The organism is Steroidobacter sp. (assembly GCF_036406195.1).
GTDB lineage: Bacteria > Pseudomonadota > Gammaproteobacteria > Steroidobacterales > Steroidobacteraceae > Steroidobacter.
Window position 1 is genome coordinate 174,406 of the sequence record NZ_DASWVW010000055.1, and the last position, 20,475, is coordinate 194,880.

Annotated in this window: 15 protein-coding genes; 6 read left to right on the top strand and 9 right to left on the bottom strand. The window is 62.5% G+C overall.

What is annotated here, in order from left to right; genetic code table 11:
* Positions 1 to 588: a TMEM165/GDT1 family protein gene (locus tag VGE08_RS21385; RefSeq protein ID WP_349258766.1), complete on the top strand. Its 588-nt coding sequence runs from the start codon at positions 1 to 3 to the stop codon at positions 586 to 588.
* A gap of 5 nt (positions 589 to 593) precedes the next feature.
* On the opposite strand, the gene VGE08_RS21390 is transcribed toward VGE08_RS21385, so the two are convergent.
* Together VGE08_RS21390 and sulP are read right to left on the bottom strand one after the other, a co-directional pair.
* Entirely contained in the window at positions 594 to 983 is a 390-nt protein-coding gene (locus tag VGE08_RS21390) for a YchJ family protein (protein ID WP_349258759.1), read from the bottom strand.
* Between the two features lie 80 nt (positions 984 to 1,063).
* Positions 1,064 to 3,208 carry a sulfate permease gene (sulP, locus tag VGE08_RS21395; protein WP_331069956.1) on the bottom strand — a complete coding sequence of 715 codons (2,145 nt, stop codon included), beginning with the start codon at positions 3,206 to 3,208 and terminating at the stop codon, positions 1,064 to 1,066.
* Positions 3,209 to 3,513: 305 nt separating this feature from the next.
* Between sulP and VGE08_RS21400 the strand changes: the two genes are divergently transcribed.
* Positions 3,514 to 3,825: an HPF/RaiA family ribosome-associated protein gene (locus VGE08_RS21400; protein WP_331069957.1), complete on the top strand. Its 312-nt coding sequence runs from the start codon at positions 3,514 to 3,516 to the stop codon at positions 3,823 to 3,825.
* 44 nt (positions 3,826 to 3,869) lie between these two features.
* Here the strand turns inward: VGE08_RS21400 and VGE08_RS21405 are convergent, their stop codons facing one another.
* Complete coding sequence (locus tag VGE08_RS21405) at positions 3,870 to 5,039, bottom strand: dipeptidase (protein WP_331069958.1); 1,170 nt, start codon at positions 5,037 to 5,039, stop codon at positions 3,870 to 3,872.
* 242 nt (positions 5,040 to 5,281) lie between these two features.
* Between VGE08_RS21405 and arsC the strand changes: the two genes are divergently transcribed.
* The gene (arsC, locus tag VGE08_RS21410) at positions 5,282 to 5,653 is read left to right on the top strand and encodes an arsenate reductase (glutaredoxin) (protein ID WP_331069959.1); all 372 of its coding nucleotides are present in this window, start codon (positions 5,282 to 5,284) and stop codon (positions 5,651 to 5,653) included.
* A gap of 23 nt (positions 5,654 to 5,676) precedes the next feature.
* On the opposite strand, the gene VGE08_RS21415 is transcribed toward arsC, so the two are convergent.
* From VGE08_RS21415 to VGE08_RS21440, 6 genes are all read right to left on the bottom strand, one after another.
* Positions 5,677 to 6,948, bottom strand: coding sequence for a hypothetical protein (locus tag VGE08_RS21415; protein WP_331069960.1), 1,272 nt, complete (start codon positions 6,946 to 6,948; stop codon positions 5,677 to 5,679).
* A gap of 49 nt (positions 6,949 to 6,997) precedes the next feature.
* The gene (locus VGE08_RS21420) at positions 6,998 to 8,686 is read right to left on the bottom strand and encodes a nitrate ABC transporter ATP-binding protein (protein ID WP_331069961.1); all 1,689 of its coding nucleotides are present in this window, start codon (positions 8,684 to 8,686) and stop codon (positions 6,998 to 7,000) included.
* A 14-nt stretch (positions 8,687 to 8,700) separates the two neighbouring features.
* Positions 8,701 to 9,711 (bottom strand): ABC transporter permease, encoded by a 1,011-nt coding sequence (locus VGE08_RS21425; protein ID WP_414717521.1) that lies wholly within the window; start codon positions 9,709 to 9,711, stop codon positions 8,701 to 8,703.
* A gap of 119 nt (positions 9,712 to 9,830) precedes the next feature.
* Complete coding sequence (locus tag VGE08_RS21430; protein WP_349258767.1) at positions 9,831 to 11,213, bottom strand: CmpA/NrtA family ABC transporter substrate-binding protein; 1,383 nt, start codon at positions 11,211 to 11,213, stop codon at positions 9,831 to 9,833.
* A gap of 327 nt (positions 11,214 to 11,540) precedes the next feature.
* On the bottom strand, positions 11,541 to 12,773 hold the full coding sequence (locus VGE08_RS21435; protein ID WP_331069964.1) for a CmpA/NrtA family ABC transporter substrate-binding protein: 1,233 nt from the start codon (positions 12,771 to 12,773) through the stop codon (positions 11,541 to 11,543).
* A complete protein-coding gene (locus tag VGE08_RS21440; protein WP_331069965.1) occupies positions 12,770 to 13,375 on the bottom strand; it encodes an ANTAR domain-containing response regulator in 606 nt (201 codons plus the stop codon). The genes VGE08_RS21435 and VGE08_RS21440 overlap by 4 nt, the downstream gene beginning before the upstream one ends.
* A 360-nt stretch (positions 13,376 to 13,735) precedes the next feature.
* On the opposite strand from VGE08_RS21440, the gene nirB reads away from it, so the two are divergent.
* The 3 genes from nirB to VGE08_RS21455 are packed head-to-tail and all read left to right on the top strand — an operon-like array spanning position 13,736 to position 20,468.
* Complete coding sequence (nirB, locus tag VGE08_RS21445; RefSeq protein ID WP_331069966.1) at positions 13,736 to 16,267, top strand: nitrite reductase large subunit NirB; 2,532 nt, start codon at positions 13,736 to 13,738, stop codon at positions 16,265 to 16,267.
* Complete coding sequence (gene nirD, locus VGE08_RS21450) at positions 16,264 to 17,820, top strand: nitrite reductase small subunit NirD (RefSeq protein WP_331069967.1); 1,557 nt, start codon at positions 16,264 to 16,266, stop codon at positions 17,818 to 17,820. Before nirB ends, nirD begins: the two co-directional genes overlap by 4 nt.
* Positions 17,817 to 20,468 carry a molybdopterin-dependent oxidoreductase gene (locus VGE08_RS21455; RefSeq protein WP_331069968.1) on the top strand — a complete coding sequence of 884 codons (2,652 nt, stop codon included), beginning with the start codon at positions 17,817 to 17,819 and terminating at the stop codon, positions 20,466 to 20,468. The genes nirD and VGE08_RS21455 overlap by 4 nt, the downstream gene beginning before the upstream one ends.
* Positions 20,469 to 20,475 lie beyond the last annotated feature (7 nt).

Consider the following 20,475-nt stretch of genomic DNA (forward strand, 5'->3'; position numbering starts at 1 on the left):
GTGGAAGCATTGGTTACCTCGCTCGGCATGGTCGCATTCGCCGAGATGGGCGATAAGACGCAGCTGCTGTCATTCGTTCTCGCCGCCCGTTTCCGTGGTCAGCACTGGCCCATCATCGTCGGCATCCTCGCCGCCACGCTGTTCAATCATGCGCTGGCCGCGCTCGCCGGCGATTGGGTTGCGCATGCGGTCAGCCCCGATGTGCTGCGCTGGGTGCTTGGCCTCTCCTTCCTGGCCTTCGCCGTCTGGGCGCTGATTCCCGATACGCTCGATGAATCCGAACGCACCGTCAGCAAGCACGGCGCGTTTCTTACCACGCTGGTGATGTTCTTTCTCGCCGAGATGGGCGACAAAACACAGCTCGCGACGATTGCATTGGGGGCCAAGTACGCGAGCCTCGCCGCGGTTACAGCCGGCACCACTCTGGGCATGATGGCCGCCAACATTCCCGCGGTGCTGCTCGGCGAGACGCTCGCCAAGCGCTTTCCATTGAGCAAGATGCGGTTCGTGGCGGCCGCCCTGTTTGCGATCTTCGGCATGCTGATTCTGCTGAAGATCAACCTGGGGCTGGGATTGGGCGGGATGTGACTCCGCTAAGGTTGTATGTCGCCGTCGACATAGAACCAGCGATCGTTCTCCTTCACGAAGCGGCTGCGCTCATGCAGCCGCGTCGCGGAGGCACCGCCGATGCGATAGCGCGCGATGAACTCCACTTCGGCCGCGTTCTCCCCTGTCACGCGAGCATCGACGATCTTCAGCCCCAGCCACTTTTGTGCCGGTTCGAATTCGATGGACTCGGGCCGCTTCGTCGCATGCCAGGTGGCGAGCAGATAGGGCTCGTTGCGCATTACAAAGGCGCTGTAACGTGATCGCATCAGGGACTGCGCATCGGGTGCGGGCTCGCCGCTGTGCCAACGCCCGCAGCAGCGCTCGTATGTCAGGCCCGAACCGCACGGGCAATTTGTTTCAGTGGATCGTTTCATCAGGCTACAGCACTCAAATGCCCGCGCATTGCTTGCGGCGGCTGGTCCGAATGCGTTCGAATCGGTCCTCGTTGATGGCCTCAGGGAGAATGGCGGCGTGGCAGCGCTTCGCCGGCCTTCTCCTGGAAACGCCGCACGGCGGCGTCAATGGTGAAAAAGAAGTGATCGCCGCCGAGCTTGCTGTACAACCCCGAGCGTTGCATCACCGCGCGCACCGGCGCCTTGACACCGGCGATATAAAACTCGATCCCCAGCTTCTTGAACTCCTGCGACAGCTGATGCAAGGCCGTGTCCGCCGATGAATCCAGATCGTTGACGGCGCTGGCATCGAGGATCAAGGCCCGCAGCCGCCCGGCGTTGAGCCGGCAGATCTCGTGAATACGCTGCTTCAGGAACACCACGTTGGCGAAATACAGCGACGCGTCGATGCGCAGGATGACCAGCCCGGGAAACGTCTGCGCTTCCGGGAAATTCTCGACGTTGCGGAAAATATTGGTGGCGGGCAGTCGCCCGAGAATGGCCGTGTAGGGCCGCGTGTTCAACGTGATGAACAACAGGATGGAGGCGATGATTCCAAGCAGCAGGCCGTGCATGATGCCGAACAGCAACGTGGCGAGGAACGTGAACACCAGCAGCAAGCCTTCCGTGATCTTCACGTTGAACAGGTAGCGGATCTCCCGCGTGTCGATCAGCCGCAGCGATGACACGACCAGGATGGCTGCCAACGTCACGTCGGGCAGATAATGGAACAACGGTGTGAAGAACAACGCCGTCAGCAGAATGCACAGCGCGGTCACGATCGCGGCCAGCGGCGTTCTTGCGCCGCAATTGGCGTTCAGAGCGGATCGCCCCAGGCTACCCGACACCGCGTAACCCTGCGAGAAGCTGGAGCTGACATTCGCCAGCCCCAAGGCGGCCAGCTCGCGATTGGCATCGATGTCGTAGCCGTACTTGTTGCCAAGGGACTTGCCGACCGAAATCGTCTGTGCGAATCCGACCAGCGCCATGGTCAAGGCCAACGGCAACAGCTGCCGGACCTGTGACCCGCTCAACTCCGGCACGGTGAGCTCCGGAAATCCGCGCGGCACCTCGCCCAACACTGCGACGCCGTGCTGGTCCAGGCTGAACACGAACGACAAGGCCGTGGCCGCCGCCACCATGGTCAGTGGACCTGGCGCCTTCGGCGACAGCCTGGTGAAGCCCAGCAGCAACAGAATGCAACTCAGACCGATCGCCAGCGTCGCAAGGTTCGCCTCGCCGACGCGCGTCGCGACATCCAGCACCGCCTCGTACAAGTAGGGAAAGTGGCCCTGCGGAATGCCCAGCAGATGATGCAACTGGCCCAATGCCGTGATGATGGCGACCGCCGAAGTAAAGCCGGCGAGCACGGGATACGACAGGAAATTCACCAGGAAGCCCAGGCGCAGCGCGCCCATCACCAGCTGCGTCACGCCGATAATCGCGGTCAGCAAGGTGGCCAGCGCGATGTATGCCGCGGTGCCTGCGGTGGCGATCGTGCTCAGGCCAAGCACCAGCATCAGCGAATCCACCGTCACCGGACCCACCGATGTATGCCGGCCGCTACCCGTCAACGCATACACGATCATCGGCAGGATGGCGGCATAGAGCCCCATCATGGGTGGCAATCCCGCCAACGTTGCATAGGCGATCGCTTGCGGAACCAGCAGCGCGGCGACGGTCAGTCCTGCCGTGAATTCGCGGCGCAGCTGGAATTCTCCATATAGAGCGCGACCATTCAGCAGAGGAATGAAACTTTTCAAGGCGCCGCGCCAATCACGTACATCTACGCTGACCGTCTCCCCTGTCTGGACAGCGCCGCGTTGTGGATCTGTGTCGCGCTCTTGCGCGTGGCGTCGAACATAGCGGTCTGCGGCTGCGAATAGAGTCCGTTCGCTCGCAGAATTCGGTGACGGCAGCTGCACCGATTGCAACGTCAACTCGTACGGACCGATCTTGATGCGTTCGCCCGGGTACAGCACGTGGCGCTGAATACGCGTGCCAGCCACGAACGTGCCATTCGAGCTGCCCAGGTCCTCGATGGCGCAGGCCCCGGCTTCGTTGATGAGAACCGCGTGTTTCCAGCTGACCTGTGGGTCCTTGAGATGGATGTCGCTGGCCGGGTCGCGGCCGACGAGGATGGTGCCGGCGGTCAATTCATGGTCGCGGTGGGAGCCATCGACGCCTCGCACGGTGACTTTGTTCACGCCCACTCTCGTTCTTATCGCGTCTCGTTCTTGTCGCCGGGCATGATACGCCGCGGCCTGCGGCGCTGACCATGACCTTTCAGGCAGTCGCGGTGCCACACCCTGGGACTCACGGAGCCGGTTACGGGTTCGCCTTATTGATCAGCACAGCGCTTGCGTAATGCTTGGCGTGACCCCATCGTACATCCATGGGCAACTGTGAAGCTTTCCCCGACGGGAACAACTGCCCGGTCGCCCGACTACATTTCAATGGGCCCAGAGGTCGACCAGAGGTCAATGGGCCTGAGGCCACGAAGGAAGCTCGCATGCAGGTTCAAGTGAATCACGACAATCACGTCCGCCTCGCCGGGGATACCGCCGAACGACTCTCCAAGACCGTCGAGGACTACCTGTCCAAGTTCGCCGATAGAATCACCCGGGTGGAAATGCACCTGGGGGACGTGAATGCCGGCAAGGGAGGCGCCGACAAGCGCTGCATGCTGGAAGCGCGCATGTCCAACATGCCGCCGATCGCAGTGACCCATACCGCCGAAACCTTGCAACTCGCCATCGATGGCGCGCTGGAGCGCCTGGATCATGCGCTTGGCCACGCGATCGGCAAGCGCGAAACCCACTGACCATATCCGGCGCCGGATCACTCGGCGCCGGATTCTTTGGTGCCTTACTTCCAGGTCGCGCCCAGCAGGCGCCGGAAGTTGCCGCCTAGTATCGCGATGATGTTCTGCTCGGAATAGCCGCGGCGGAACAGCGCTTCGGTCAAGTCGAAGACCTTCTGCGGATGATCGAAGCCCTCGATGTCGATCTTGTCGCGGAAGCCATAGCTCGCCTTGTACGCCGCACGTAACATCTTGCTCTGATCCTCCGGCATGTCGTCATAGCCGTTGAGATCGGCGTCGGAGCCGATGCCGACGTGCTCGATGCTGGTCAGCTTCACCACGTGCTCGATGTGATCCACGATGTGCTCGATGGTGGTCGGCTCCCGGTCGCGCACGAACATGCGCACGCCGGTGATGCCCATCACGCCGCCCTTGGCGGCGAGCTTGCGAATCGCTTCGTCGGTCTTCAGGCGCGGGTGATTGAAGATGCCGCGGCAATTGGAATGCGTGATGGCGATGGGCACCGGCGAAACCTCGATCGCATCCAGCGTGGTCTGGTCTCCGCAATGGGACACGTCCACCAGCATGCCCACCTCGTTCATGGCCTTGACGATCTCCACGCCGAAGTCGCTCAAGCCGCCATCGACGCGCTCGGTGCTGCCGCTGCCCAGCAGGTTCTGGGAGTTGTAGGTGAGCTGCGAGCAGCGCTGGCCGAGCTGATAGAACGCTTTCACGTCTTCCTTCTTGCGGAAGTGCTCGGAGTTCTGCAATCCCATGATCACGGCGACCTTGCGCTGCGCCTTGGCGCGGTCGAGGTCGGCGGCCGTGTCGACCAGCGTAAACACGTGCGAGTTGCGACCGGCATAGCCCTGCCAGGCCGTCATGAACTGCAACGTCTCCTCCACCGCGTTGGGGCCGCCGGTTCCCACCGAGTTGTGGAAGCCCGTGATGCCGCAGGAGCGGAACATCTCGGCCTCGGCATCGGTCATGCGGCCGGCATACGCCTCCGGCGTGAAGTCGAGTTTCAGCGGCGCGAGCATGTCGATCACCAGCGCACGCTCCACGGCTCGCAGGGTCTTGGCCGAGTACTTCTTCGGCGAATCCGCGAAAGCCTGGTAGCGACCCGTGTTGATCATGGGAAACCCGGTGCTGAGCAACGTGACAGCTGCAGCGGACTTCAGGACGGAACGGCGGCTGACCGCGGGTCTGGCCGGACGATGGTCGCGAGTGCGCACGGAATCTCTCCCCCGAAACAATAGTGGTTCACGTCGAACACAATCGAGCAACGGTTGCGCCGCGAAGGGTAACGCACGCTTGCCCCGGGCCATATCCGCGCTACCGGCCAGGATCAACAAAGACGAGGCTTGCAACATTTCCGGCCGGAAAACGCGCCGTCCTGTGGATAAGCTGGGCAGAACGCCCGCGGCAGCTTTGGGCTAGACTTCCGCTCCTTCCCTGCACTCAATAGAGCACGAGCATGAGCACGAGCGCCTCCGACGTGACCATCTACCACAACCCCGCCTGCGGGACCTCGCGCAACACACTCGCATTGATTCGCGAGGCCGGCATCGAGCCGCGCGTGGTCGAGTACCTGAAGACGCCGCCGGACCGCAAGACGCTGCTGGAACTGCTGAAGAAAACCAAGCTGTCGCCCCGCGAACTGATGCGCGAGAAGGAAGTCGCGAAGCTCGGATTGGGTGACTCGTCGAAATGGAGCGACGACGAGATCATCGATCAGATGCTGAAGCACCCGGTGTTGATGAATCGACCTATCGTAGTCACGCCGCGCGGCGCGGTGCTCAGCCGCCCGGCGGAGACGGTGCTGCAGATCCTGCCGTCAAAGTCGTGACGGCAGGACCGGCCAGTGCTGCCCTACCAGACGTATTCCAGCTGCGCCCAGAACTTGGTCGTGTCCTGATACGCTGCCGGCGTGCGTCCTTCGTGCGCGTCGTAGAACGCCACTTTGAGCAGCGCGACGAAGCGCTGATACTTGGCCTGCAACTGCAGGTCCACTTCATCGCCCAGGTCCTCGGATAGACGTTCCGAGCGAAAGTCCCGGTAGACCAGGGACGCCGACAAGGTATCGAGCCTGGCGATGCCCTTGGCGGCATAGCCCAGGCTCACATAACGATCGTCGATGCCGTTGGCCGGCGTGGTCAGGAACTTGTCCGCCCAGCCCTGAAAGCGATGCAGCGTGGCCAGCGGCGTGGCGAAGCCGATGGTGCCGTTGCCCTCCAACACTTCCTGGCCCAGCGTGAGGCTGTACTGGCGGTAGGTTCCGGTCAGCTCCAGCGAGTAATAGTCGAGATCGAAGCTGAAGGGATTGCTGCCATAGTCGCTCTGTCGCGCCAGGGTCGCCATATAGCCAACTTTGACTTTGCTCAAAGGCCGCTCGCCGGCCAGCCGCGCACCGAAGGTTTCATTCGACGAGCGCACCGGATCCAGTCCGCCCGTCAGTCCACTCTCCGGATCGAAATCCAGCCAATAGCCGAACGCGCTGAGCTTGCCGATGCCGAGCTGATAGGCCGCAATCGCGAGCACGCCGTCGCCGTGATAGCGCCCCTGCGGAGAGTCGCGGCCGAAAACGCGATTCACCTGATTCAAGTAGGTGGCGTCCAGCGTCAGCCCCGGCACGGACTTGTTGACGATGCGCACGGCATCGAAGGTCTGCTCGTTCTGCCGCCAGCCGACATTGCCGACGAAGCGGTGATCGTCCACCACGATGCGTTGCCGGCCCAGCGTGACCGTCGTGCCCGGCAGCGAGGTATTGACCAGTTGCAGCCGATTGATCTCCTCGGATTCCGGATCGGGAATCACTGGATAGGCAAGATCGCGCGGCCGCGCGGGATCGCCGCGATAGCTGCCGCCCAGGTCGGTGATCACCTCGGCCTCGGCCAGCAGGCTGGTGTTCCAGGCTTTGCCGGTTTCGAAGCCCAGCCGCAGCCGCAACGACTGGATGTCCGCCTCCTCGGCCAGTGGCGTTTGATCGACCGTCTCGTAACGCAATCGCGCATCGAATATCGGCTTTGCTTCGGCAACGGCGCCGCCGAGCACGCCAAAGTCGGCGGCACCAGCGATGCCCGACGCGGTCAGGGTCAGTGCCGTGACCACCGTCGTGCCGATCTTCTGACCCAAAGAACTCATTGCTTTTCGCCCTCCCCGAGCGTTGTACTGTCAATATTGTATGAACCAATTATGCGGCGTGCGTGTGCTGCTGGTCGCAAGATTCTAGAAATGCCAGTAATTCGTTGCGATAGTCGTAATACATCGGGTGCTCCAGCAGTTGCTTGCGCGTGCGTGGCCGAGGCAGATCGATCTTCATGATGCGGCCGATGCGTGCGCGCGGACCGTTGGCCATCATCACGACCCGGTCGGCGAGCAGGATGGCTTCATCGACATCGTGCGTGACGCAGATGGCGGTGACCTGATTGCGCTTCCACACTTCCATCAGCACTTCCTGCAGCTCCCACCGCGTCAGCGCGTCCAACATGCCGAACGGCTCATCGAGCAGCAGCAGCTTCGGCGACAGCGCGAAGGCACGTGCCAGGCCGACACGTTGTTTCATGCCGTTCGACAACTCGCTCGCCTTCTGCTCCAGCACATCACCCAAGCCAACGCGCGACAGGTAGTACTCGACGATGTCACGCCGCTCCTGCTCCGTTGCATGGGGATAGACACGGTCTACGCCGATCGCCACGTTCTCTCGTGCAGTCAGCCACGGCAGCAGGCTAGGCGCCTGGAAAACCACGCCGCGATCCGGCCCGGCGGATGTGACTTCACGCGCGTCGAGCGTGATGCCGCCACTTGAAACGTCGCTCAAGCCCGCGACCATGGAAAGCACAGTGGACTTGCCGCAGCCCGAATGGCCGATCAGGGAAATGAATTCGCCCTTGCGAATATTCAGCTGGAATCGGTCTACCACGGTCAGCGGTCCCTTCGGGGTCGGGTAGACCTTACTTACGTCGTAGAACTCGACGAACTTGTCGAGGTTCTCCGCCGGCTTGGGCCGCGTCGCGCGGCGCATGGTTCTGGGCACTGGCGGCTCGATGGGAACGACGGATGGCAGCGTGCGCGGCGCGCCCGAGCTGCCACTACGCTGCACGCTCAAGCTCATCAGGCATTGAGAGATCTGTGCACGCAGCCGGCGATATGAATCGTCTTCATTGACCGCTCGGCGATCGCGCGGTCGCGGCAGATCGACCTTGAACTCGCGCCCCAGGGTGGCCCGCGGTCCGGGCTTGAGCGCAATGATGCGATCGGCCAGCAACAGCGCTTCATCCACATCATTGGTGACGAGAATGACGGTCTTGCGCTGTCGCGCCCAGATCGCCTCGATCTCATCCTGCAAACGAGCGCGCGTCAGGGCATCCAGCGCCGACAGCGGCTCATCGAGCAGCAGCACCTTCGGATCCATGGCCAACGCCCGTGCCACGGCTACGCGTTGACGCATACCGCCAGAAAGCTCCGCTGGCCGCCGATCCGCCGCGTGCGTCAGACCGACCATTTCGATATACCTTTGCACGTGCTCGCGCCGCTGCTGCGATGGCCACTGCGGGAAAACACTGTCGACGGCCAGAGCGACGTTGCTCTGGACCGTCAACCAAGGCAGCAGTGAATAGTTTTGAAACACTACACCGCGCTCCGGTCCCGGCCCGGTGACGGGCCGGTCCTCGAAGTGCACCTCGCCCGAGTCCGGCTGGATCAAGCCGGCGATGATCGAGATCAGCGTAGTCTTGCCGCTGCCGGAAAAGCCGACGATGGCGACGAACTCGCCTTCTGCGATGCTCAAATTCACATTCTCGAGCACCTCGACCTTCTGCTCCCCTGAGCCGTTGTTTGCGCCATAACCCTTACTGACATTCTTCAGCTGCAGTATCGACATCTGACTCTCCCGAGCTATCGCCGGATCCCGAAGTCGAGTAGGGTCTGCAACGTATGCATGACCCGATCGAGCAGGAAGCCGATGATGCCGATGGTCAGTACCGCCACCATCAGGCGCGCCAGCGATTCCGAGCTGCCGTTCTGGAACTCGTCCCAGACGAATTTGCCGAGGCCCGGGTTCTGCGCCAGCATCTCCGCCGCGATCAGCACCATCCAGCCCACTCCCAGCGACAATCGCATGCCGGTGAAAATCAACGGCAGCGACGACGGCAGCACCAGCTTGAACAGCTTGGTGGTCCACTTCAGCTGCAACACGCGCGCGACATTCAACAGATCGCGATCGATGGAGCTCACGCCGACGCCCGTGTTGATGAGCGTCGGCCACAACGAGCACAGCGTCACCGTGATGACCGAGATCACGAACGCCTTCTCGAACATCGGATCGGCACTGACATACACGGCGCTGACGATGATGGTCACCAGCGGTAACCACGCCAGCGGCGAGACCGGCTTGAATACCTGGATCAACAGGTTCAGCGCCGCATTGATGGTCGCGCTCAAGCCGCACAGGATGCCGAGCGGCACCGCCACCAGCGTCGCCAGCACGAACGCGGTAAAGACCGTCTTCAAACTGGTGAGAATCTGATCGATGTAGGTCGGCTTGCCGGTGTACTTCATCACTCTGATTTCGGCATCGGGATTCTTCGCCAGTCTGGCGGCGTTGCGCTGCTCCTGACGCTCATGGAATGCGACGGCCTTCTCGCGCTCCGCCTTGTGATCCTTCCACAGGCTGTACGCTTGCTGCGCGACTGCAATCGGTCCGGGAATCTGCCCGAGACTGGTTTGTATTCGGCTCGACGCCTGGCTCCACGCGAACAGGAATACCGCGATGGCCAGCAAGGGAATCCCGGCCTGGTTCCACAATTCACGCAACTGCTGCCGTGGATTCTCCCCACGGCATAAGCGGAATACAGGATTGATGAAACCGAGGCCGACGGTCGCAAAAAACCGCAACAGTCGTTGCAGCCATAGCGGTTCCTGCGCCTTGGGCTTTTCCGGCGGCGGCAATTCAGCGGCCGGCGCCACTTCCTGCGCGGCAGATGATGATGATTGCTCCCGAGCAATCGCCAGCGACGATGTCGACATCAAGTTGCCCCTCGATCCTGCTTGGTGACCACGTTGCCGCTCTCGACGACCTGGCCTCGTTTCAAGCCGATCTGGAGCTTCTGCAAATACTCGTTGGGTTTGCGGCCGTCGTATTCGACGCCATCGATGAAGTCCTTGGTGGGCGCGCGGAAGCCGTCACTGTCCCAAGGAAAGTCTTCCTGTTTCGCCTTCTTCTCTTCGATCAGCATGCGCGCGGCGCGCAGGTAAGGCTCGGTGAGATACACCTTCTTGGCGGTCGCGTGATACCACTGGTCCGATTGGCTTTGCGGAATCTGGCCCCAGCGACGCATCTGCGTGAGATACCACACGGCATCGCTGTAGTACGGATAGGTGGCGAAGTAGCGGAAGAACACATTGAAGTCGGGCACGCTGCGTTTGTCGCCGCGGCCGTACTCAAACGTACCCGTCATGCTGTTGGCGATCACCCGATAGTCGGCACCTACATACTCGGACCGCGACAGGATCTGCGCCGCCTCTTTACGATTCGCCCCGTTGTTCTCATCGAGCCACATGCCCGCGCGGATCAGCGCCTTGAGTAACGCCAGGTGCGTATTGGGATGCTTCTCGGCCCAGGCGCGTGTGACGCCGAAAACTTTCTCCGGATTGTTCTTCCAGATTTCCAGATCGGTGATCACCGGCACACCTACGCCCTTGAAAATGGCCTGCTGGTTCCAGGGTTCGCCGACGCAATAGCCATGTATGGTGCCGGCCTCCAGCGCCGCGGGCATTTGCGGGGGTGGCGTCACGGACAGGAACACATCGGCCTTGATCTGCCCGGAGACATCGCTGGGCGAATAAAAGCCCGGGTGCAAGCCATCAGCAGCCAGCCAGTAACGCAGCTCGTAGTTGTGAGTGGATACCGGAAACACCATTGCCATCTGAAAACGCTTGCCGTTGGCCTTGAACGCGTCCACCGCGGGCTTCAATGCAGCGGCCTTGATCGGATGCACTGGCTTGCCCTGCGCATCCATCGGTACATGCGGCTTCATCAAGTTCCACGCCTCGTTGGAAACAGTGATCGCATTGCCGTTCAGATCCATGCTGAACGCAGTGACGATGTCGGCCTTGGTGCCGAAGCCGACCGCTGCGCCGAGCGGTTGGCCGGCGAGCATGTGCGCACCATCGAGCTCGCCTGTTATGACGCGATCCAGGATCACCTTCCAGTTGGCTTGCGGTTCGAGCGTTACATACAGACCTTCATCCTCGAAGAAGCCTTTCTCGTAGGCGATGGCGAGCGGCGCCATGTCGGTGAGCTTGATGAAGCCGAGCTTCAGTTGCTCTTTCTCCAACTCCAGTTCCGCCGCCGGCAACTGTGCAGTGCTCAATGCACCGACCAGCGCGAGCAGCCAGCCTCGAAACATCATCTGCGCCATGGATCCGGTCACTCCCGAACTTTCTTGAGGCCCAAAAAAAACGCCGCCGACTTCATTGCACGCAAGTGGCATGCATTGGAGTCGGCGGCGTTGCCCGGCCAGCCCGCTATTGGGTCGGCCCGATGAATGGAGCGACGAATCGCTCCTTTGCGAACCAGTGCTGCAACCGCCGTGCCAGCGCCACCACAACCGGCATCTTCACGAGAAGACAAGGAGTTGCGGCGCGTGAGCAAACAAACGCGCAGCGCAATGTGAGTCGCAACGGAGCAAACAAGTGAGATAGCTGCACGAAGTTCGTGCAGCTACGCGATCGCATCAGCTGCCGGAGAGCTGCCGCAGATAGGCGGGCACGTCGCTCGAGTCGAACGACACGTCGTCGAAGAATCCATCGGGTCCGTGCTGAGCGGCGCCTTCGATCTTGGCATCCACGTCGGGAATGTTGGGTACGACCCTGGCCAGCGCCAGTCGATACAGATCCGGTCGATACGTGGCACGCACTTGGGCAATATGATCCGGATCGAACGCAATTTGTCCCCAACGCACCATTTGAGAGTAGAACCACAATGCGTGGCTGACCCACGGGAACGTTGCGGCATGCGACGCCGGCAAATAGAAATCTTCCAGGAGCTGCGGTTCGCCGCCGGGTTGCAAACGCAGTCGATTCGACAGCCCGCGCAATAAAATCTCTGCCGGTGCACCGACGAAACGCGGCTCGGCCAGCAAACGCGACAGCTCCAGATGATTCTCCGGTCGCTGGCACCACGACGCCGCTTTATAGAGTGCGCGCACCAGCGCTTGCAGCCGGTCCGGATAGCGTTGTGCCCATTCGAGACGACAGCCGAGCACTTTCTCGGGGCTCAACCGCCAGATGGCGGTCGTCGGCAAGGCAATGCAGCCCACCCCGACCGACACCGCCACGCTGCTCCATGGCTCGCCGACGCAGAAGCCGTCGATCTGGCCCTCGCGCATGGCATCGACCAGCAGCGGCGGCGGGATGACCACCAGCCGCACATCGCGATCGGGATCGATGCCGCAAGCCGCCAGCCAGTAGCGCAGCTCATAGTTGTGACTGGAGAATGGATACACCATCGCAAAGGTGAGCGGCTGCTTCTGGGCGCGCTCGCGAGCACGTACCACTTTGTTCAGCGCTTCGCCGAGTGCACGCGGACTGGCGCCGAGGCTCGCTCCTTCCGTCACCATCCCATCCCAGACGCCCAGCGCCACGGTGATGGCGTTGCCGCCGAGGCCCAACGACAATGGCGCTGCCATGGGTACCTTCAAATGACCCACGCCCAGGGTGGAGGCGACGGCCATGGGGCCGAGCATGTGCGCGGCATCGAAGTGACCGACGACCACGCGGTCGCGAATATTGGCCCACGAGGTTTCGCGCACCAGGCGCAAGTCGAGTCCCTCTTCAGCCGCGAACCCTTTTTCGACCGCGACCGCCAGCGGCGCGCAATCCATCAGCGGGATGAACCCGACCACCGTGGTGCCATGCTCGATTCGATCAGGATTGATGTGGGCAGGATTGATGTGGGCAGGATTCATTTGAGCAGGCTCGCCGCAGTCACGACACTCTGTGCCACCTCGCTGAGGCGACGGTTCTCGTTCATGGCCGCCTTGCGCAACAGCGCATACGCGGCCTCCTCGCTCATGCCTCGCTGCTTCATCAGAATACCTTTGGCGCGCTCGACGATCTTGCGCTCATCGAGCGCCTGGCGGGCGAGGTCGAGCTCTTCACGCAGTTTGTTGAAGGCGTTGAAACGGCTGATTGCCATGTCGAGCACGGCCTTCACGCGCTCCTTCTTCAGGCCATCGACCACATAGGAGCCCACGCCGGCATCTACCGCCGCGGCGATCATGTCGGCATCCGAACGGTCCACGAACATGGCGATCGGCCGCCGCACGCAGCGGGACACCTGGAACATCTGCTCCAGCACGTCGCGATTCGGATTCTCCAGGTCGATCACGATCACTTCCGGATCGATCTCGACGATGCGCCGCATGAGGTTGTGCATCTCGCGCAGCACGATCACGTTCAGATAGCCGGCTTCGCGCAGCCCCTCTTCCAGAATGCTGGCACGCATGACGTTCTGATCCACGATCAGGACGCGCAGGTTGAGCTCATTTTTCGGCCGGGCTTCGGGCATCGGATGAATGGGATTGCAATGGCTGTGCCATGCAGGCCCGGCCGCGGCACGAGCGCATTCTCCAAGGCCCGAAGCCGATTCATTCGCACCACTTTATGCGCACCATGATCGTTACACGCACCACGAGCGAGCACAGTAGCGCCCGTCACGGCACCAAATGCCGGAGATTTGGGCGTAGCGACGTGGCATAGCGTTTGCAACATCACTGGCATCTTGGCTGCTCCAATGATGGGCGCAGCACCAGCGATCTGCACTCAATCCTCTCCGCCATGCGCGGCCAGTCGCAGCTCGCTGTCCCAACCACCCTCCTCAAAACGAATCCGAATGTCCCGCGCGCGGGACATCGATCATGGGTGCAAGATGTCGGCGAAAAAGCTGGTAGTCATCGGAAATGGCATGGTCGGGCAACGGCTGCTGGAGCGGCTCGTGGCAGACTCGGCCTCATATGAAATCAGCGTGCTCTGCGAAGAGCCGCGTCCGGCCTACGATCGCGTGCAGCTGACGAGCTTCTTCAGCGGCAAGAGCGCCGAGGACCTGTCGCTGGTGCGTGAAGAGTTCTTCGAGCGCAACGACATCGCGCTGCATTTGAACGACCGCGCGACCGGCATCGATCGCGACGCTCGCTGCGTGCGCACGGCGCAAGGCAAAACTCTCCCCTACGATCAGCTGGTGCTGGCGACGGGTTCGTTCCCGTTCGTTCCGCCCATCGATGGACACGAGCGGCCGGGCTGTTTCGTCTATCGCACCATCGAAGACCTGGAAGCCATTCGCTCGCAGGCAGCCACCAGCAAGATCGGCGTGGTCATCGGCGGCGGTCTGCTGGGCCTCGAAGCAGCCAAGGCGCTGCGCGATCTTGGATTGAAGACGCATGTGGTCGAGTTCGCGCCGCGTTTGATGGCGGTGCAAGTGGACGACATGGGCGGACGAGTACTGCGACAGAAGATCGCCCAGCTCGATGTCGGCATCCACACCGGCAAGAGCACTACGGCGATCGTGGACGGCGAGCAGTGCCGCCATCGCCTGCAATTCGCCGATGGCAGCTCGCTCGAGGCGGACATCGTGGTGTTCTCGGCCGGCATCCGTCCTCGCGACGAGCTGGCCCGTGCCTGCGGGCTCAACACAGGCGAGCGCGGCGGCATCGTCATCGACAATGACTGCCGCACCTCCGATCCAAACATTTTCGCCATCGGCGAATGCGCGCTGTGGAACGGCAAGCTCTATGGCCTGGTCGCCCCTGGCTATCAAATGGCCAACGTCTGCGCCGCCCGCTTGCAAGACCAGACCGACCCCTTGTTCACCGGTGCCGACATGAGCACCAAGCTCAAGCTCATGGGCGTCGATGTGGCATCCCTGGGCGATCCTCATTGCGCCACGCCGAGCTCGCGCGCCTATGCTTTCGTCGACGAGCGCAAGCAGGTGTACAAGAAGCTGGTCGTCAGCGAAGACGGTTCGCGGCTGCTCGGCGGCATTCTCGTCGGCGACGCCGACGACTACGGCGTGTTGCTGCAGATGATGCTGGACGGCAGCGAGCTGCCAGCGAATCCCGAGGAGCTGATCGTGCCGAGCTTCGGCGCGAGCGAGCAGCCCAAGCGTGCCGGCGTCGCCGGGCTGCCCGCGACGGCGCAGGTCTGCTCCTGCAACAACGTCAACAAAGGGGCGCTCTGCTCGGCGATCGAAGCAGGCTGCACCACCATCGGCGCGCTCAAGACCGCCACCAAGGCGGCCACCTCCTGCGGCGGATGCAGCACCCTGGTGACGCAGATCCTCAAGGCCGAGCTCGCGAGCCGCGGCGTCGCGGTCAACAACAACCTCTGCGAGCACTTCCGCTACTCGCGTCAGCAGTTGTTTCATCTGGTGCGCGTGGGTCAGCTCGAGACGTTCGGCGAAGTCCTGCAGAAGCACGGCCGCGGTTCGGGCTGCGACATCTGCAAGCCCACTATCGCATCCATCCTGGCCTCGTGCTGGAACGAGTTCGTGCTGAAGCGTGACAAGGCCACGCTGCAGGACACGAACGACTATTACCTGGCCAACATGCAAAAGGACGGCACCTACTCGGTGGTGCCGCGCATTCCAGGCGGCGAGATCACTCCAGACAAGCTGATCGTGATCGGCGTCGTGGCGAAGAAGTACGGGCTGTACACCAAGATCACCGGCGGACAACGCATCGACCTGTTTGGCGCGCAGGTGCACGAGCTGCCGATGATCTGGCGCGAGCTGATCGAGGCCGGCTTCGAATCCGGTCACGCTTATGGCAAGGCGGTACGCACCGTGAAATCGTGTGTCGGCTCCACCTGGTGCCGCTACGGAGTTCAGGACAGCGTCGGCTTCGCCATCGACATCGAGAACCGCTACAAAGGATTGCGCGCCCCGCACAAGCTGAAGTTCGCCGTGTCCGGTTGCACACGCGAATGCGCCGAAGCGCAGAGCAAGGATGTCGGCATCATCGCTACCGAGAAGGGTTGGAATCTGTACGTGTGCGGCAACGGCGGCATGAAGCCGCGCCACGCCGACCTGCTCGCCGGTGACCTGGACCGCGACACGCTGGTCCGCTACGTCGATCGCTTCCTGATGTTCTACATCCGCACCGCGGATCGCCTGCAGCGCACGTCGGTGTGGTTGGACAATCTCGAAGGCGGTCTCGACTACCTGAAGCAAGTGGTCATCGAGGACAAGCTCGGCATCGCCGCCGAGTTGGAGGCGGATATGGCGCGAGTCATCAACACCTACGAGTGCGAATGGAAGAAGGCGGTGGACGATCCACAGACGCTCAAGCGCTTCCGTCACTTCGTGAACAGCGATCGCAGCGACGACAACGTGGTGTTCGTGGAGGAGCGCGGGCAGATTCGCCCGGCCACCAGCGACGAACGCGCCCGTCAGCGGGAGGCTGTATGAAGCGCGCTCACACCTGGAGCAGCGTCTGCTCATTCGACGACGTGCTGCCGGACAGCGGCGTGGCCGTGTGGTTCGAGGGTCGGCAGATCGCCGTGTTTCGCGTCGGCGACGCGGTCTACGCGCTGGACAACTACGACCCGCACAGCGAAGCCAACGTGCTCTCGCGCGGCCTGATCGGTGACATCAACGGCGAGCCGGTGGTCGCCTCGCCGATCTACAAACATCACTTCAACCTGGCGACCGGCCGTTGCGTCGAAGATGCGGACTATTCGGTGCGCGCCTGGCCGGCCCGAGTGAGCGACGGCAAGATCTGGGTCAAGTCACAGCCGCTGCGCAAGACCAGCCGTCGCAAGCTGGTCGTGATCGGCAATGGCATGGCCGGCATGAAAGTGGTCGAAGAGCTGCTCGGCATTGCCGGCCAGCCCTACGACATCACCGTGTTCGGTGCCGAGCCCTACCCCAACTACAACCGTATCCTGCTCTCGCCGTTGCTGGCCGGCGAGAAACAGTTCGACGATATCGTCCTGAATCCTGTCGAGTGGTATCGCGATAACGGCGTGACGTTGCACCTGGGCGACGCGGCGGTCGCCATCGACCGGATTCGCCGCAAGGTGCGCTCTCGTGACGGCATCGAGGCCGATTACGATCGGCTGTTGCTGGCGACCGGCTCCAATCCCATCGTGCTGCCCGTGCCGGGTGCCAAGCTCGACGGCGTCGTGACGTTCCGTGATTTGCAGGACGTCAACACGATGCTCACCGCGGCACGCACTCACACGAAAGCGGTGGTGATCGGCGGCGGACTGCTGGGGTTGGAAGCCGCCAACGCGCTGCTCAAGCAGGGCATGCAAGTCACGGTCGTGCATCTGATGGAGACATTGATGGAACGACAGCTCGATCCCGTCGCGGCGCAGTTGCTGAAGGAATCGCTCGAGCGCCGCGGCCTGCAATTCCACATGCCGGCGAAGACCACCGCCATCCAGGGCACCGATCGGGTCAGCGCCGTCGAGCTCGCCGATGGCACGGTCATCGATGCCGACCTGGTCGTCATGGCCACCGGCATCCGGCCCAACATCGAGCTGGCGCAAGCGGCGGGCCTGCGCTGCGACCGCGGCGTACTCGTGAACGACACGATGCAGACCTTCGACCCGTGCGTGTACGCGGTCGGCGAATGTGTCCAGCATCGCAACAACACTTATGGCCTGGTCGCCCCGCTCTACGAGCAGGCGCGCGTCTGTGCCACGCATCTCGCCGAGCACGGCGTGGGCCGATACCGTGGCTCGATGCTGTCGACGCATCTCAAGGTGACAGGAATCGATCTGTTCTCCGCTGGCGACTTCCTCGGCGGGCCCGGCAGTGAAGCGCTCGTGATGCGCGATGCCAAGCGCGGCATCTACAAGCGGATCGTGATCGAGAACAACAAGCTGCGCGGTGCCGTGCTGTACGGAGACACACGTGATGGCGCCTGGTATTGCGAGCTCATGACTGAAGGCCGCGACGTGGGTCCACTGCGCGACAAACTGATCTTCGGCGAAGCGGTGGCCGGCCGACAGTGAGCATCAGGACGACGTGCCCATACTGCGGTGTCGGTTGCGGCGTCCTGGCCGATGTCGATGCCCGCGGCACGGTGCGCATCAGCGGCGACCCGGCACACCCGGCGAACCGCGGCCGGCTTTGTTCCAAGGGCTCGGCCTTGGGCCAAACATTAGGCAGCGAAGGCCGCCTGCTCCATCCTCGAATCAACGGCCAGCGCGCCACCTTGAGCACGGCGCTGGACTATGTGGCCGCCGGCTTCAGGCGCATCATCGATCACCAGGGTCCGGATGCAGTCGCCTTCTATGTCTCGGGTCAATTGTTGACCGAGGACTACTACATCGCCAACAAGCTCATGAAGGGCTTCATCGGCACGGCCAATATCGATACCAACTCGCGCTTGTGCATGTCCTCGGCGGTCAGCGGCCACAAGCGGGCGTTCGGCGAGGACATCGTGCCGGTCTGTTACGAAGACCTGGAGCTGGCTGACCTGATCGTGCTGGTGGGCTCGAATACCGCATGGTGCCATCCAGTGCTGTTCCAGCGCATCGCGCAGGCGAAACAGCAACGTCCGGGGTTGCAGATCGTGGTGCTCGATCCCCGACGAACCATGACCTGCGAAATCGCCGACTTGCACCTGCCGGTGCGAAGCGGCAGCGATGTGTGGCTGTTCAATGGCCTGCTCGCCTATCTGCACAAGCAAGGTCTCACGGCTACCGACTTTGTTGCCGACCATACCGAAGGTCTCGAAGAAGCCTTGCAGACTGCGCGCGAGTCCGCCGGTGACTTGTCGCAAGTGGCAGCGGCATGCGGCATCGATACTGAAAGACTGCGGACGTTCTATCGATTGTTCGCGAGCACCGCGCGCGTCATTACGGCGTTCTCCATGGGCGTCAATCAATCCTCGGCCGGCAGCGACAAGGTCAACAGCATCATCAACTGCCACCTGCTCACCGGGCGCATCGGCCGACCCGGCGCCGGGCCGTTCTCGATCACGGGCCAACCCAATGCGATGGGCGGCCGCGAAGTGGGCGGCCTGGCAAACATGCTGGCCGCGCACATGGAGATCGACAACGCCGAGCACCGGCAGCTGGTGCGGAATTTCTGGCACAGTCCCCAGGTCGCCGAACGTCCCGGCCTCAAAGCAGTCGAGCTGTTCGACGCCATTCATGACGGCAAAGTCAAAGCTGTATGGATCATGGCGACCAACCCGGTCGTCAGCCTGCCCGACGCCGACAAGGTCAAGGCAGCATTGCAACGCTGCGAGCTGGTGGTGGTGTCCGATTGTTTCGAGAGCACCGACACCAACGCGCTCGCGCACGTGTTGCTGCCGGCGGCGGGCTGGGGAGAAAAGGACGGCACGGTCACCAACTCGGAGCGGCGCATCTCGCGTCAGCGCGCATTTCAGCCGTTGAGCGGCGAGGCGCGGCCCGACTGGTGGCTGATGTGCGAAGTGGCGCGCAGGCTGGGATTCGATCGCGGTTTCAATTACGACACGGCCCGCGAGATTTTCATCGAGCACGCCGCGCTTTCGGCATTCAACAATGCAGGCGAGCGCGCCTTCGATATCGGCGGACTCGCCGAGCTCACTTCCGCCGAATATGACGCGCTCGAGCCCATTCAATGGCCGGTGCCGGAGCGACGCCACCCAGGAACGCCTCGCCTGCTGCAATCGGGACAGTTCTATTGCGCGGGACGCAAAGCTCGTTTCATCCCTACCGTGCCGCGCGCCCCCGCGAACGCAACGCATGACGAATTTCCTTGGGTGCTGAACACCGGCCGCATTCGAGATCAATGGCACACCATGAGTCGCACCGGCCGCGCGCCTCGGCTGGCGTCTCACCTGCCCGAGCCCTATATCGACATGCACGCGCAAGATGCGTTGCTGTCGGCAGTGAGCGAAGGTCAGCTCGCTCGCGTCGAGACGCAATGGGGCGCGCTGGTAGCACGAGTGAAAACCACGGGCGAGATGCCACGCGGCATGGTGTTCGTGCCCATTCACTGGAACGGCGCATTTGCTTCCGACGCTCGCGTCGGAGCGCTGGTGAATCCCATCGTCGACCCGGTCTCGGGCGAGCCGGAATTCAAACACACGCCCGCGCGCGTCACACCGTTCACCGTGAACTGGCATGGCTTCATCCTGTCGCGCACGCCGGCCGCAACGCTGGACACGACATGGTGGAGCACGGTTCGCGGCGAGCAGTTCACACGCTACGAGATTGCGGGCCGCGGCCGGCCGCCAGCTTCCGACTGGGCCCGGCACGTGCTGCGGGCACCTGTCGATGCGGATTGGGTGGAATATTCCGATCCCGCCAGCGGCGTGTTCCGAGCCGTGCTGTTGATCGACGAACGCATCGCCGGCTGCGTGTTCATTTCACCGCGCATGGACCTGCCCTCGCGCGCGTGGCTCTCGAACCTGTTCGCCAAGAAGAAGGTCAGCGATGTCGATCGCGTTTCGCTGCTCAATGGCGGGCCCGCTTCATCCGCTGCTGATCCGGGGCCATTGGTGTGTTCGTGCTTCGGCGTGGGACGCAACACGCTATGCAGCGTCATCGCACGCAACAAATTGCGGACTGCCCGGGACGTGGGCCGCGAACTGAAAGCAGGCACGAACTGCGGCTCGTGCCTGCCGGAAATCAGGCAACTGCTGGCGCAGCCGGCACGGGTTTGATCCAGGC